Genomic DNA, 14,801 nt, shown 5'->3' with positions numbered 1-14,801 from the left:
GTTTTGGGGTTGTAACTAAAGTATATTCATGGGGATGAGGGATATGTGATTTCTTATTCACTGATCTCATCTACGGTCAGCACATAGCTGTTAGATTGGCTTTCGCCAGAGTAGTTACGTCCATCCATATTGAAAGAGAATTGAGCATTTACGGATCCCTTAAGGAAACGACCCATTACCTGTTCACTCACCTGGACAAAATAATGAATGTTAACCATAGATGCAGCATTAACTATCCCCAGCGGCAAGGTGCCGGTAAATGAAGATTGTGGGTTCGGAACTCCATCAATCACAATGCTGTTGGGATCAAGAAAACATTTTTCCGGGGTTAGACGATTCAGAGATATTTCCGCTGGCCAATTTCCGCTATTGGTTAGTGAGATCCAGCATTGGACTCGCTCTCCTGCTTCTACGATAGTTGGTTTTGCATGGACTACGAGTGAAATGACAGGTGTGACTACTAGGGTGGTAACTGTATTGGAACGAGAGGTTTGCCGTACGGTCCGTCCGTCTGGAAGCACAAAGGTATACTGAACACTACCATGGTTTTGTACGGCTGCGATTTCATGAATGTTAATGGCTGCAGGTATACTCACTTGAAAAACTACAACTGCTGTAGTTCCGCCTCTTAAAGTACCTAACTGGATGCCTTCCGCTGGTCGTGCACCTTTTTGCAACACTCCATTTAAGAGAACACTATCCCATACGAAAAGAGTACCTGAAGGTATGGCATCTGTTAGGACTGCATTTACAGCCAGATTCCCGTTGTTCGTTACCGTAAGCTCATATCTCAAATTATCGCCCGGAGCTGCTGTAACATGATCCACTTTTTTACTAATGGTGACCCCCGCTTGGACAAGTGAGACAACCGCAGTGTTACTTTCGGTCGTAATTGTATGCTCATCGACTGAATAGGTGACAACCGCGCTGTTGGTTAAGGCCAACGAGGGAGAAAACTCTGTTACTCGGACACGATAAGTAATATCAACGCTTAGGTCTGTGTCCAGGGAACCGAGTAATATCCCCTGTGCCGGGTCTGATTCTGGGTAATAAATCCCACCTGCGATGACACTCCCCGGTATAAACACCGCCCCGTCTGGAATAGAAATTGTTGCACTGATTTGAGTTAAGAGGCTGTTTCCTTCATTTGTAAGCCGCAAGGTGTAAGTGACTACATCCCCTATAAAAGAAGTCGGAGTACTTGCAGACAAGGAGGTCGAGAGCTGGTAGGAGCGTAAAGAAACCTGTACGGAATTTGAAAATAGATCTCCTTTAACGATTCTTCCCTCCGGTGTGGAAAAAGAAAAACGGCCTAGCGCTTTATTTTGCAGCACTAGGGAAGACGGCAGGGAAATGATGACGACTTGAAAGGCGATGCTCACTTGATTCTGCGGTGCAATAGAACCAAGGGGGATGCCTGAAGACGGTGTAGCCCCCGGAAGAGGCACACCGTCTCTGAGCACACTGTTGGAAATAAAGGATACACCTTCTGGAAGAATGTCAAACACCGTCAAAAAAGCATCTGTATTTCCATTATTACTGGCTGTAATGGTATACACCAAAGTGTCGCCTAAAGAGGCGTGGAGTTTATCTGTACTCTTCAGCAATGAAAGCACGGGGCCCACGACCGGGGTGTTAACGGTATTGGAATAGACAATTCCGTCAACACCCGCTGCCGAGTTGAAGAGTACCATGGACTGATTGGTTACGACAGGTTGGGTACGTGAGCCGGGAATCATAACGCTACTACCTGAACCTGGAAGGTAATGGTTGAAGAAGCACCTGCAGCAATTGTACCAATTGCGATTCCCGAAGCCGGACTGCCACTAGGACGTGGGGCTCCATCTACGGTAATGCTTCCCGTTACGAACTGGCTGCCAGCTGGAATAGGGTCAACCATGATGACATTATTAACTGGTGAAATCCCTAAGTTGGTGACAACAATCGTATAGGTGATGATATCGCCCACAACCGCATCAATAGAAGTAGTGCTCTTAACCACACTTACGTCTGGTGAAGATACAGGGATAATTAGGACGTTTGAGACAGAGGATCCCGTGAGTAAACGTCCATCTGGTGGTGTGAATGTGAAATTTGCTGTAGCTTGATTGACTAACTGTTGTGGCGAAGGGAGGGAAGCAATAGTAACCTGCAACGTAATGGTTACTGTTACTGTACTTCCCGGAGCTACCGACCCAATACTTAAGCCAGTAGCCGGATCTGATCCTGGTTGTGGTACCCCATTCACGAGCACGCTGTTTGGAACAAAGACAGCTCCGTTCGGAATGGTATCGGTAATAACTACATTTGCTATGAGGTTACCAGTATTCGTCACATTTAAGGAGTAAGTAATCGTATCTCCGACAGTTGCGGCGGTTCTGTCCGCCCCTTTGACAACTACAATGATAGGTTGATATACCGGAATAACAAGTGTATTTGAGAATGAAGATCCTGAGAATGCGCCGGAGGTGAAACTGACGGAAGCTTGATTACTAAGCGTTGCAGGATTAGGCAGCACATTGACAATCGTGTTGAACGAGACTTGAAAAGATGCTCCCGGTGCAAGTGTACCGAGCGAGATCCCGTTGGCTGGATTGGCGCTAGGGCGTGGAGTGCCATCTACGGTCACACTGCCAGCGACAAAGCTAGAGCCTGCAGGTATTGGATCACTGAGGTTAACGTTACTGATATTTGCTATTCCGCTGTTGGTAACAGTGAAGTTATAAGTGATGGTATCGCCAACAACGGCATCGGTAGCTGTCGAAGATTTAGTGACGATAACGTTCGGTGAGGATACTGAGATTGTTGTTGTATTGGAATTGATCGAATTGTTAAATGTCCGTCCATCTGGAAGTGTGTATGCAAACGCGACGGAAGCTTGATTGAGCAGCTGTTGGCTTGCCGGCAATGTTGTGATAAGCACTGAGAACATTACAGACAGGCTTCCATTCGCGGAGATTACCCCCAGTGGGATCCCGGCAGCTGGGTCTGCTCCTGGAGCAGGAGCGCCTTGAATGAGTACACTGTTTGGAATAAACGTTGTACCCGCTGGAATGGTGTCACTCAGGGTTGCTAAAGCTCCGTAGTTACCTGTGTTGGTCACATTTATAGTATAAGTAATCGTATCCCCAACGGTAGCATTGACTGAATTGGAGCTTTTTGCTGCTGCAAGGATAGGCAGATAGACAGGCGTCGTGACGATATTTGAGAAGGCTACATTTGAGACAACACCTGAGGTGAAGCTGACTGTTGACTGATTATTTAACAATCCAGTAGGCGGTAGTGAAACTACATTTACGGTAAAAGCAACAGTTACGGTTACACCGGGTGCTATGCTGCCTAGGGTCACTCCAGTAGCTGGGCTAACTCCTGTGCGAGGCACACCGTCCACAAGCACGCTGCCTGTCACAAAGGTGGTGCCGGCAGGAAGGGCGTCTGTGAAGACCACATTATTTACAGTGGCAATCCCGTTATTAGTTAAAGCTATGGAATAAGTGATTGTGTCACCGACTGTAGTTGATGTTGTGGTTGTAGTTTTAATTACAGCAATATTAGGTGAGGAGACCGGAATAGTGACGGTGTTAGAGAGTGCAGTCCCATTAAGTGTACGTCCGTCGGGTAAGGTGAAGCTGTATGCTGCGGTTCCTTGATTGACCAGTTGCTGAGGACTAGGCAATGAAGTGATGTCAACCGTGAAAATGACTACGGTCGTTCCTCCAGGCTGTATTATTCCAGCTGCAATTCCGGTGGAAGGATCCGCTTGCGCTAAAGGGAGTCCATTGATGAGCACGCTATTCGGAACAAAAGCCGTACCTGCGGGAATATTATCCGTCAATGTTAAATTAGCAGCATAGTTTCCTGTGTTACTCACTGTCAGTGTGTAGCTAACGGAATCGCCAACCGTGGCATTGGCTGTACTAGCACTCTTGACTACGGCAATGTTCGGCTGGAACACAGGGACTGTAACGGTATTAGAAAAAGTGGAGCTTGAAATAACGCCTGAAGTGAAGGTAACGGATGCCTGATTGATGAGTGAAGCTGTAGGAGGGACGGAGGTAACAGTAACACTGTAGGTAACCAGCGCTGATGCACCAGCTGCTAGAGTGCCGATAGATATCCCCGAAGCAGGATTCAAGTTCGGGAATGGAACTCCGTTGACAGACACGCTGCCTGTTACAAAAGTACTCCCTACCGGTGTAGGATCATTGAGTAAGACGCTAGTAACAGATTCTATACCATTATTAGTTATATTGACGTTGTATGTGACCGTTTCACCAACAGCAACTGATGTTGAAGTAGTGCTCTTGGTAACGACAATGTTAGGAGCAGAGACTTGTAAAGTTACAGTGTTAGACACAGCAGTCCCAGATAGCGGTCTACCGTCAGGCGGAGTAAAGGTAAAGCTTGCAGAAGCCTGATTACTAATCTGCTGAGGTGTTGGCAGGGAGATGATATCAACGGTGAAGCTGACTGCAATACTGGCACCAGGAGCGACATTTCCTACAGCTATCCCTGTATCAGGGGCTGATCCGGGTTGAGGCATACCACCTACAATGACACTATTAGGAACAAAAACTGTACCTGCTGGAATGTTATCAGTTAGCGTAAGATTTGCAGCCAGATTACCTGTGTTGCTAACAATCACTGTGTAGATGACAGAATCACCGACAACTAAAGCATCGAAATCGCCGTCTCCATCAGCGGCACTTTTTACTAAGGAGATTTGGGGCTGAATAACTGGTGTAGTTGTGATATTAGATGAAGAAGAACCGGAGAATACACCGGATGTAAAACTGACAGACGACTGATTGTTAATCTGTGATGGTATCGGCATCGTTATCCTCACCTCGAATGTTACGGTAGCTGTGGCGCCAGGGCTCAAACTACCGATTGGAATGCCGGCGGACGGAACTGCTAGCGGCAGGGTAGTGCCACTTACAATTACGGTTCCGGGAATAAAAGCGACATTCTCAGGCAGAGGATCGCTGAGAATGATATTGCTTACTGTTGCAATACTGTTATTGGTCAATACAGAGGTAAAGGTAAGGATATCACCAGTAACAGCAGTAGCAGCGTTTACGCTTTTTACAACACTGACGTTAGGGGCGGACACTGGGACAGAGAGCGTATTGGATACTACATTTCCTCCGAGCTGACGCCCGTCTGGAAGGGTAAAGCTATATGTCGCTGAAGCAGAGTTCAGTAATACTTGTGATGGAGGCAGGGCTGTGATTGTGACCAGAAAACTTACGGTGACACTATCACCAGGAGCGAGCGGTCCAACTGGAATGCCAGTTGCCGGATTATATCCGGGCAAAGGTGTTCCTCCAATAATGACACTATTCGTGTCAAACACGGCTTGGGGTGGCAGGATATCAGTTACTAATAGAGTAGCTGCAATATTCCCGGTGTTGCTGATCAGGATGGAGTATGAGAGAGATCCCCCTACAGATGCCTGTGCTGCATTGGCGCTTTTGACCATACTAAGGATGGGCTGAAATACAGGTGTTACTATCGTGTTTGAGAGCGAAGAACCGGTGAACGCCCCAGAGGTGAAGGAGGCGCTGGCTCTGTTTGTAAACTGTGCTGGACTTGGCAAGGAAGCAACATTCACTCTAAAAGACACCGTGACAGAGCTGCCCGCGGCGATACTTCCGATAGCTATACCTGTACTTGGGTTAGCCGCTGCAACCGTCGAACCGTTGACAGTCACACTGCCTGCTACAAAAGCTCCCCCCGTAGGAATAGGGTCAGAGACAACAACGTTAGTAACAGTGACGCTGCTTGGGTTGGACACTATGACTGAATAAGTAAGATTTTCTCCAACCGCTACATTAGTTAGATTTGCAGTTTTGGTTAGTGTAATGTTTGGAGCGGAGACCGGAATGGTTAGGGTATTGGATAGACTGGTCCCGGAGAATGATCTTCCACTTGGCAGTTGGTAGGTGTAATTGCTATTGCCTTGATTATTCAGAACAGGTGGAGCAGGCAGAGATTGTACAGAGACAAGAAAGGTCACAGGAACAGCTGCCCCTGAAGCTAAAGTGCCTAAGTTAATTCCTGTAAGTGGAGAGTCAGCAGGTCTAGCAACACCGTTAACAGTTACACTTCCCGAGACAAAGGTGCTTCCTGAAGGAATATTGTCGCTCAGGGTTACAGCCGCCCCGATATTCCCTGAATTCTGAACATTTAACGTATAAAGAATATTGCCACCTACAGTTGCACTGGAAACGTTCGAGCTTTTTGCAATTTGGATTACAGGCTGATACACGGGAGTTGTAGTCGTGTTTGAGACTGAAATGCCAGTAAAAGCACCCGAGCTAAAAGAGGCACTAGATTTATTCAATAGCTGAGCGGGACTTGGTAATGAGATAACGTTGACTTGAAAAGTGACGGCGACGGAGCTTCCTGGAGCGATGGTACCGACAGCAATCCCTGTTCCAGGATTAGCTGAGGGTTGTGATACACCGGCGACGGTGACACTTCCGGGAACCAGCGATGTACCCGCAGGTATGGTATCTGAGAGTGAAACGTTGGTAACTGCTGCAATTCCGTTGTTACTGATTACTGAGGTGTAGAGCAGTATATCTCCGACAGTTACGTCGGTGAATCCAGCGCTTTTGACTACGGTAACATTGGGTGTTGTAACGGGAATAGACAAAGTGTTGGACGAGGCAGAACCAGCTACCGTTCGCCCATCTGGAACTTGAAACGTATAAGCGGCGCTTGCTTGGTCAACCAACTGCGGCGGTGAGGGAAGACTATTCACGATGACCCGAAATTGAACAGTAGAACTGCCACCGGCTGGAACCGTACCGATAGCAATCCCCGTGGCAGGGTTACCAGCGACAGGATTTCCATTGACGGTGAAGCTGCCTGCGACGTAAGAGCTGCCTGAGGGAATGTTATCCGTAAGTGTTGTTAACGCGCCGATATTTCCTGTGTTCGTGATTTGAAGAGTATAGGTGATCTGATCTCCAACCGTAGCATTGGCGGTACTGGCTGATTTCACAATGTTAAGGACGGGTGAATATACAGGTAAGGTTACTGTATTAGATGGAATGACCCCCGTCATGATAGGGCCTCCGGCTACACTTTGAAACGTAAAGGCAGCGTTGGCAGTATTTGCGATATTTTGTGGACTTGGCGGCAATGAAGTGACTTTGGCTTGATATGTAACCGTTATTGAACTGCTTAAAGCTAATGAGCCTAATGGGATTCCTGCTGTAATATCAAAAGTAGGCCTTACGACGCCAGCAACGACTACGCTTCCAGTTACAAAAGTGGATCCTGCCGGCAGCGCATCTGATAAAACGACACTTGCTGCTCCTGCTGTTCCTGTATTACTGACAGTCACCGTATAAGTTACCGTATCACCGACTATGGGGCCGGCTACATTAGCGCTTTTAGTGAGGTTTATTTTAGGAGCATTGATATCAACCTGTATGGCATTACCGTTGAGTACATAAGCATCGCCTGAGGTGGTTAATTGTAATACGGCTGAAGATTGATTGTTTATCAGCCGGGCGGAGACGTCAACATTGGTAATATCCCAGCCTTGACGGCCGCCGATAATGTTGGTCCCTGGGTTTCCATTGGTTTGATTGCGGTTTCCAAAGGTACCTGTTGTGTTTAGATTACCTGCATCATTGTTAATCTGTGACGCAAAAAAGTTGTTGGCAAAGTTGTTTGGTCCCGATAAAGCAACAAGTGTAGCCGAGGTTGGACCAAATAACGCTTGATCCCCCGAACGGTTGGCATCCCCCTCCTGTGCGCTGAATAACGCTCTGCCGCCAAGCGCACCTGTAATTGGTGTTGCGAAGCCTGTGATCGTAGTTGAAACTGGGGCTGAGGTTGCCTGTACAAGTATTGCACCTGCCCGTAGGGACATATTGCGAAAAGGTAAGGCTGTATTTTGGTAGATTACGCCTAATGTCCAGCCAGCATGGTTGGCCGTGGAATCACTAGGGATAACAATCGTACCCACTACACCGCCAGTGGTGTAGGTGCCGGCGCCGCCTTGTTGGATAATGCTGGTCACGTTGGCGGAACGAACATATGCTGATGCACCACCTCCCAAATCGACTACGTTGCTCGTTGCTGAGTCGGGAGTAACGCTGAATGTAGTGCCAGCAGGAGTTATTAGGGAGACAGGATTGTTAATGGCCGAACTGAGGTTAACGGTTCCGTTAATATAGGTACCGCCCCATATCAGTTCTGCATACAGCACTGTGCTGCCAGATGGTAGGACCAGTATGGCTGCTGAACTGTTGCTTGTATAAAGACTAGTAGTTCCGCTAGGATAGGAACCAAATGTCGATGAAGTATTAACAGTAGTAAAGCCACCGATGCTGTCTAGTGTCCCTGGCACTCCGATCGTATCGGAGCGGCTAAGTCCAAGCGTGTTGCCGGTAAATGTGATAGCACCGGTCGCATTGATCGTTGCCCGTACGACTAGTGGAATGATTCTCACCTCCTTCGAGGTTGATTTTGGCCAAAAGTGAACCGTCCTATAGTTAGGACGGCACAGTTAATACCTGTATGTTAGCCTATGATACAAAATGGGTATTAGTGTATGTCCCATCTTAAAATTATAGAAAAAAATGTCTGTTTTGTGATTTAAGTCTTCGTTCGACAAGAACATGAGGTTCAGGATAATGACTTCTGCTCATCAGCTCCAGCTCCTGATCAGTGATATTGTGCTTGACTACGACAAAATGGTACATGATTTCATGCACTACATTTGCTTGAAGGGTCTTTAGTATTTCTAGTTCTTCAGTTTCGTAAAGCGGATCTTCATAAGGGTGTTGATAGAATAACTCCATCCGCAGCAACCGATAATCGAAGGGTGGTGCGGGTACAGGGTAGTCTGGAATAGCTGGGCATACTGGACCGGATGGGGGTTGGAAGAAGGATCCTGTAAAATGCCGGGGGGTATATTCGTCAAACTTCTGCTTAAAGGAAGGATTGGACATATGGGCAAAGCTGTGGGCATAGGGTGCTAGAATGCAAACAACTGCTTTATGGATGCTAATTCTGTGAATTTCCGCCATGGCTGCGAATAAATTGTCCACATAAGGCAGTACACGGCTAGCCATAACAAACTCAGCGCTATTGTCAGGGAGAGGAATCTCTTGGCAAATATCACAGACAATATCTACAACAGGACCCGCGATCCGATCGATCCCGAGATAACCTGCTTCCTTATTAGATCCACAGCCGATATCGATTTTCAAGGGGCTCACTCCTTTGGGATAAATCAGGCTCACACTATTGTATTAATACCGCTGTAGCCTGCATCCGACGGATGCCTAATAGAGGCTGGAAGTTATCTAAAATTACTTCATATGAAACTTTCATAGAGTGGTTAACGTTATAAGAGTATACTTATGAAGATGACTTTGAAAATAATCGCCACATAGAGGAGGCACTCAACATGAAAAAACAACGTTCATTACCCGCCATAGCAGCGATTGCTGCCTTAACATTTGCCTTAACCGCTTGCGGTGGGAATAATTCGGCACAGACTTCAGGAGAACCGACTGCAACACCTTCTCCAACTCCAACCGAGAGCGCAAGCACAGCTGAGCCTACAGAAGCTCCAAGCACTCCCGTACCTACTGAGAACCCAAGTACAGCCACACCAACCGAAAATCCGAGCACAGCTAAACCTAGTTCTACTCCAAAAGCTGAAGGAAAAACAATAAAAATGACGGCCGTTTATATCGGACAAATAGATAGTCATTCCGTTGAGATTGCGACAAAAGAAGGTCCAACCGCTTTTGAGATTTCAGCTGGAATGGAGAGTATACTTGATACTTTGAATTCAGATGATTCCGTAGTTATTGAATACGTGGAAAAAGCAGTGGAGGGCGATCCGTCCGTCAAGCAACGTGTGCTGACAAAGCTGGCTCTAGCAAAATAATTGAAGGTATTGATTTGTAAATAGAGGGTGTCTCAGCAATCATATAGTGGTTGCTGGGACACCCTCGTATTTTTTAAGCATAGTTCTTGCTCAAAACACTAAACTTTGTTTGATCGATCACAGTCCGCATACCTACACCATTATGGATTAGGAGCCACACTATTGGAACTAGCAGCACCACTAACGGAACTAGTAGCACCTATATTGGACTCAGCAGCCATTAAACGCAGCTTTTCCCTACATTTAATTCGCTATCGGACCCCATAGCAGTTATTTCTATGAAAATCGCTCAATATGATCCTTTTTCCATGCAATAGCGTCACTGGGGTCCGAAACTGTGCTCCAAAGGCGAAAAAAACGTAAATAACGTCATCTGAGTCCGTGAGCCGCGGATGAGGGATAGGATCCAGCATTATCGGACCCAGCAGCCCTTAAACGCAGCTTTTCCCCACTTTTGATTCGCTATCGGACCCCATCGCAGCTATTGCCATAAAAAGAGCCCAATAGGATCCTTTTTCGATGCAATAGCGTCACTGGGGTCCGAAACTATGCTCTAAAGGCGAAAAAAACGTAAATAACGTCATCTGAGTCCGTGAGCCGCGGATGAGGGATAGGATCCAGCATTATCGGAATTATCATCATCGGAATCAGTATTATCGGACCTAGCAGCCCTTAAACGCAGCTTTTATTCACATTTGGTTCGCTATCGGACCCCATCGCAGCTATTGCCATAAAAAGAGCCCAATAGGATCCTTTTTCCATGCAATAGCGTCACTGGGGTCCGAAACTGTGCTCCAAAGGCGAAAAAAACGTAAATAACGTCATCTGAGTCCGTGAGCCGCGGATGAAGATGAGGACTCCCCAATGCAGATTTTAGATTCATACATAAATAAAGGTATCCTCACAACCCGCTCAAAGTTGTTGGGATACCCTTTTTAATGAAGTTAGCATGTTTAAAAGAAGCTTAAAGCGTTCCAGCATTGACTAGGAAGGTTGTAATAAGCAGCATAAAGAGTAAGATAATAACACCATTGACTATCGTGCCAATAATGCCAAACACCTTGCGACGTTTCCGAATGGAAAGCCCAATGATGCCGATGACTACACCGATTACATTAAGAGCAGCCAGAATAATAACCGTTAATCCTAGAAGCATTATGAATTGCGAGGACTGGCTTAATAGTTCGGAATTCTCATTAACCAATGAAGAAGACTTCATTATAATAGAGATAAAGATGGCTGCATAGCCGATGATCGACACGAGACAGATAATGAACGAAGCAATACCAGGTCCAGAATGTTGAAGATCATGTTCTACTTTTTGATGCGTAGATGATAAATCAGCGCTTGGGTAATCCGGATGAGGGTTGGGATTTCCCACCTCTGCCGCAGGTACGTCTGATTTTGACAGAGAATTTAAGTCCATGGTTTGCACTCCTTGAGAGATTAGAATGAAAATGTTGTTAATATCCACTTTTTCATATTGATGCTAAAAAAGCAACCCCTGAATGAGGCAAAATAAAAAATGACTGCTGGAAATAGGAACTGGCATTACGTTATGATAGAATGAGTCTAAAATTAAGGGGGTGTAATCATTTGCAACGGAAATTTATGGCCTGGGGGGCTGTGCTAGCAATGCTGGCAGTAGGAATTGGTGCTTTCGGTGCCCATCTACTAAAACCAGTGATCAGTGAAGACTATATGAAGGTATATGAGACTGGTGTGCAGTATCACTTGGTACATGCGCTGGGGGTAATTCTCATCGCACTGGCTGTGGGCCAATGGGGCGAAAGTGCCCGATTGCGTTGGGCGGGCCGATTGTTAATTGCAGGTACCATTTTGTTCTCTGGCAGTTTGTATGTTCTGAGTATCTCCGGAATTAAGGTGCTAGGAGCGATTACACCTATCGGTGGGGTATGCTTTATAATTGGCTGGTTATGCCTTGCGATAGAGGGATTTTCACGTAAAAAGTCGTCTTAGTTGTTAAAAAAAAAGAAAGACCAATAAGCACCTGTTCCCCAAAGAGGGAGGGTGCTTATTGGCTTGTAACGCATGCGCTTACAGAAACTCGTCGATTTCATTTAGATTAAAGCTGTACACCTGCTTCTCATCCACATGGTAGACACTTATAGAGTTGGCTGCTTCATCAAAGTTTAAAATACGACAGGGCATGGACACTTGTTTCCCGTACCGGTTCGCTCGTAAACGTACCAATTGATTATTCTGAATATACTGACGAATCTTCCCGTATGCATCAGCTGGCGTCTCAATGGCCGTTTGCTGTGCAGGCGTTTCTGCCTGTTTTTTTATCGGTGTATCCAGCTGCTTCTTCGTAGATTTTGGAGGCAGCTTTAATGAAATGGGAGGAGCAGAGTTTTGATTCAAAGCTAGTTTAGCGGAGCGTAGCAAGCTGTCAATGGTTCTCCCTAATTCAAGACCGGAGTTAATGTTGAAATCTGTGATATGGTCATTATTGTTCAACATTTCGAGCAGAAATTGCAGTGCAAGCGGGTTGGTACGGGCATTAATCAGGATGTCGACGTTAAATAAATAATTGCCGTCTGTGCGTTGTAGTTTCTCGTCCATAAATCCCCCAGCTTTTCGTTTAGAACATCTCTGAATGGTTACAGGAATGTAATTAACTATAACATTAAACATGCAATATTCATATACCCAGGACTACTGGAATAGGGACTATTATACTGCATTTTATACTAGGCATAGGACTACCGTCAGCACACCCACAGGAAAATTAGCATACATATACAACGTGGATAGTGAAAAAAAGGAGGTGCTGCTATTGGTTACTATGGAGCCTATTACAGTAGGTGAACATACGCTGATCGGGGTAGAGGTTAAGCTTCCCAAAACTACACTGCTCTCCATCAGCACGAACCGAGGTTATATTATGTGCGGTGCACTGGATGTCGGTCTCCTCAATGAAACACTTAGTGATCGGCATATCATCGCAGCTCGTGCGGTGGGTGTACGGACGCTTGCCCAGCTTTTAGCTGCCCCGTTGGAGTCTGTAACGATAGAAGCAGAGAGTCTTGGCATCGTACCAGGTATGACGGGTGCGGAAGCGTTACTTCTTATGGTCTGACCGGAAAATTCAACAATTCCAAACAAACGGGGCTTAGGCCCTTTTTGTTTGTGTGCAAGTATTCACATTTAAGCATAATCGGGTGTGTCTTTGCTCATGCTAGTACAAATAAAGGTGTTATGGAAGGCTTCTCCTTGTTTCGTATTACAGGTAAAAGGGTAAATTAAGAATAGACAAGTTACTACCGGACGAAGGAAATAGTAACCGGTAAATATAATGGATAAGGTAGGGATCATCTCATGGCTAAAGCATCGAATAAAGTAAATACAACTTCACTGGAACAGATCATGAATCGTCAGGTTGCTAACTTAAATGTCCTGTACGTAAAAATTCATAACTTTCATTGGTATGTCAAAGGAGAACAGTTTTTCTCCCTTCATGTGAAATTTGAGGAATTATATAATGAAGTAACCCTTCACATGGATGAAGTAGCAGAACGCTTGCTAACCATCAAAGGCAGTCCGGCAGCAACATTGAAAGAATATTTGGAATTAGCTACAATTCAAGAAGCTACAGGTAAGGAAGATACACGGGGAATGGTTCAGTCTCTGATTGAAGACTTCGCCACCATCTCTGAAGAGCTGACAGAAGGCATCGAGCTTGCCGAAGAAACCAAGGATCAGCCAACCTCAGATATGTTCATTAAAATCCGTAGTGATCTGGAGAAACACCAATGGATGCTACGTTCGTTTCTTAGCTAATCATTAAGCAGTTTGAATAAGGCTTCCTGCGGGAAGTCTTATTTTTGCGTAGTCTTATGTTTAATGAAAATCTTCTCTGAGTCACAAGTGATTAGCTAAAGAGAAATTTGTAAAAAAACAAGGTTTGATATAAAATTAGTGAGAATCATTGATAATCATTGTGATTCAATTTATAATAATTATAATGTGATAGAAAATCTAATTGTGCTGGGAATCAGGATTATCCTGTTTCAATACAACTTTTGATTTCGCAAATCGATCAATGGAGGGAATAATATTATGGCAGCAGAATTTGTCATTGAGGGTCTTAAAGCGACGATTGAGGGGAAAGAAATTTTGAAGGGGATTAACCTTCAAATGAAAGGTGGCGAAATTCACGCCATCATGGGACCAAACGGTACAGGTAAAAGTACTTTGGCTTCGGCGCTAATGGGTCATCCTAAATACGAAGTAACTGATGGAACTGCAACTCTTGATGGTGAAGATCTTCTGGAGATGGCTGTTGATGAACGCGCACGTGCAGGTCTTTTCCTTGCAATGCAATATCCAAGCGAAATCTCTGGAGTAACTAACTCCGACTTCTTGCGTTCTGCCATTAATTCCCGTCGTGAAGAGGGAAGCGAAATCTCGTTGATTCGTTTTATTCGCCAAATGGAAGCAAAGATGAAAGAACTAGATATGAACCCTGAGTTTTTACACCGTTACTTGAACGAAGGCTTCTCCGGTGGTGAGAAGAAACGTAATGAAATTCTACAAATGATGATGCTGGATCCAAAAATCGTGATCTTGGACGAAATTGACTCCGGTCTTGATATTGATGCTTTGAAAATTGTAGCTGAAGGCGTAAACTCCATGCGGAGCGAAGAACGCGGCTTCTTAGTTATTACCCACTATCAACGTCTTTTGAACTACATCAAACCTGATTATGTTCACGTTATGATGCAAGGTAGAATCGTGAAATCCGGTGGTCCAGAGCTTGCACAGCGTCTGGAAGCAGAGGGTTATGAATGGATTAAAGAAGAACTCGGAATTGAAGATGAAACTGTAGGGCAAGAAGCGTAAGAAACGCCAG

10 protein-coding genes are annotated in these 14,801 nt (G+C 45.5%); 5 read left to right on the top strand and 5 right to left on the bottom strand.

Annotated features, from left to right (window positions below):
* Positions 1 to 53: 53 nt before the first annotated feature.
* The 3 genes from MKY14_RS18430 to MKY14_RS18420 form a co-directional block, all read right to left on the bottom strand.
* A complete protein-coding gene (locus MKY14_RS18430; RefSeq protein WP_340977080.1) occupies positions 54 to 1,739 on the bottom strand; it encodes a hypothetical protein in 1,686 nt (561 codons plus the stop codon).
* Positions 1,736 to 8,473, bottom strand: a complete 6,738-nt coding sequence (locus tag MKY14_RS18425; protein WP_340977079.1) for a DUF7507 domain-containing protein — start codon at positions 8,471 to 8,473, stop codon at positions 1,736 to 1,738. Before MKY14_RS18425 ends, MKY14_RS18430 begins: the two co-directional genes overlap by 4 nt.
* 118 nt (positions 8,474 to 8,591) lie before the next feature.
* Complete coding sequence (locus tag MKY14_RS18420) at positions 8,592 to 9,236, bottom strand: methyltransferase domain-containing protein (RefSeq protein WP_076126477.1); 645 nt, start codon at positions 9,234 to 9,236, stop codon at positions 8,592 to 8,594.
* A 200-nt stretch (positions 9,237 to 9,436) separates the two neighbouring features.
* Here MKY14_RS18420 and MKY14_RS18415 point away from each other — a divergent pair, with 200 nt between their 5' ends.
* Positions 9,437 to 9,925 (top strand): hypothetical protein, encoded by a 489-nt coding sequence (locus MKY14_RS18415; RefSeq protein ID WP_036684361.1) that lies wholly within the window; start codon positions 9,437 to 9,439, stop codon positions 9,923 to 9,925.
* A 964-nt stretch (positions 9,926 to 10,889) separates the two neighbouring features.
* On the opposite strand, the gene MKY14_RS18410 is transcribed toward MKY14_RS18415, so the two are convergent.
* A complete protein-coding gene (locus MKY14_RS18410) occupies positions 10,890 to 11,351 on the bottom strand; it encodes a hypothetical protein (RefSeq protein ID WP_076124771.1) in 462 nt (153 codons plus the stop codon).
* A gap of 170 nt (positions 11,352 to 11,521) precedes the next feature.
* Here MKY14_RS18410 and MKY14_RS18405 point away from each other — a divergent pair, with 170 nt between their 5' ends.
* Positions 11,522 to 11,905, top strand: a complete 384-nt coding sequence (locus MKY14_RS18405) for a DUF423 domain-containing protein (RefSeq protein ID WP_076305977.1) — start codon at positions 11,522 to 11,524, stop codon at positions 11,903 to 11,905.
* Positions 11,906 to 11,983: 78 nt separating this feature from the next.
* Here the strand turns inward: MKY14_RS18405 and MKY14_RS18400 are convergent, their stop codons facing one another.
* On the bottom strand, positions 11,984 to 12,511 hold the full coding sequence (locus MKY14_RS18400; protein WP_036684355.1) for a hypothetical protein: 528 nt from the start codon (positions 12,509 to 12,511) through the stop codon (positions 11,984 to 11,986).
* A gap of 214 nt (positions 12,512 to 12,725) precedes the next feature.
* Here MKY14_RS18400 and MKY14_RS18395 point away from each other — a divergent pair, with 214 nt between their 5' ends.
* The 3 genes from MKY14_RS18395 (at position 12,726) to sufC (ending at position 14,791) form a co-directional block, all read left to right on the top strand.
* Positions 12,726 to 13,028, top strand: a complete 303-nt coding sequence (locus tag MKY14_RS18395) for a YunC family protein (protein ID WP_036684352.1) — start codon at positions 12,726 to 12,728, stop codon at positions 13,026 to 13,028.
* A gap of 239 nt (positions 13,029 to 13,267) precedes the next feature.
* The gene (locus MKY14_RS18390) at positions 13,268 to 13,729 is read left to right on the top strand and encodes a Dps family protein (RefSeq protein WP_036684350.1); all 462 of its coding nucleotides are present in this window, start codon (positions 13,268 to 13,270) and stop codon (positions 13,727 to 13,729) included.
* Between the two features lie 279 nt (positions 13,730 to 14,008).
* The gene (gene sufC / locus MKY14_RS18385) at positions 14,009 to 14,791 is read left to right on the top strand and encodes a Fe-S cluster assembly ATPase SufC (RefSeq protein ID WP_036684347.1); all 783 of its coding nucleotides are present in this window, start codon (positions 14,009 to 14,011) and stop codon (positions 14,789 to 14,791) included.
* The last annotated feature ends 10 nt before the right edge of the window (positions 14,792 to 14,801 follow it).

Origin of the sequence: Paenibacillus sp. FSL R5-0887 (assembly GCF_038002305.1) — a bacterium.
Taxonomy (GTDB): domain Bacteria; phylum Bacillota; class Bacilli; order Paenibacillales; family Paenibacillaceae; genus Paenibacillus_AQ; species Paenibacillus_AQ odorifer.
This window is presented reverse-complemented; position numbering and strand designations above follow the sequence as displayed.

Coding starts and splice junctions, on each gene's coding strand:
- MKY14_RS18390 (WP_036684350.1), top strand. CDS start 13,268: ATGGCTAAAGCATCGAATAAAGTAAATACAACTTCACTGGAACAGATC.
- MKY14_RS18415 (WP_036684361.1), top strand. CDS start 9,437: ATGAAAAAACAACGTTCATTACCCGCCATAGCAGCGATTGCTGCCTTA.
- sufC (WP_036684347.1), top strand. CDS start 14,009: ATGGCAGCAGAATTTGTCATTGAGGGTCTTAAAGCGACGATTGAGGGG.
- MKY14_RS18400 (WP_036684355.1), bottom strand. CDS start 12,511: ATGGACGAGAAACTACAACGCACAGACGGCAATTATTTATTTAACGTC.
- MKY14_RS18430 (WP_340977080.1), bottom strand. CDS start 1,739: ATGATTCCCGGCTCACGTACCCAACCTGTCGTAACCAATCAGTCCATG.
- MKY14_RS18410 (WP_076124771.1), bottom strand. CDS start 11,351: ATGGACTTAAATTCTCTGTCAAAATCAGACGTACCTGCGGCAGAGGTG.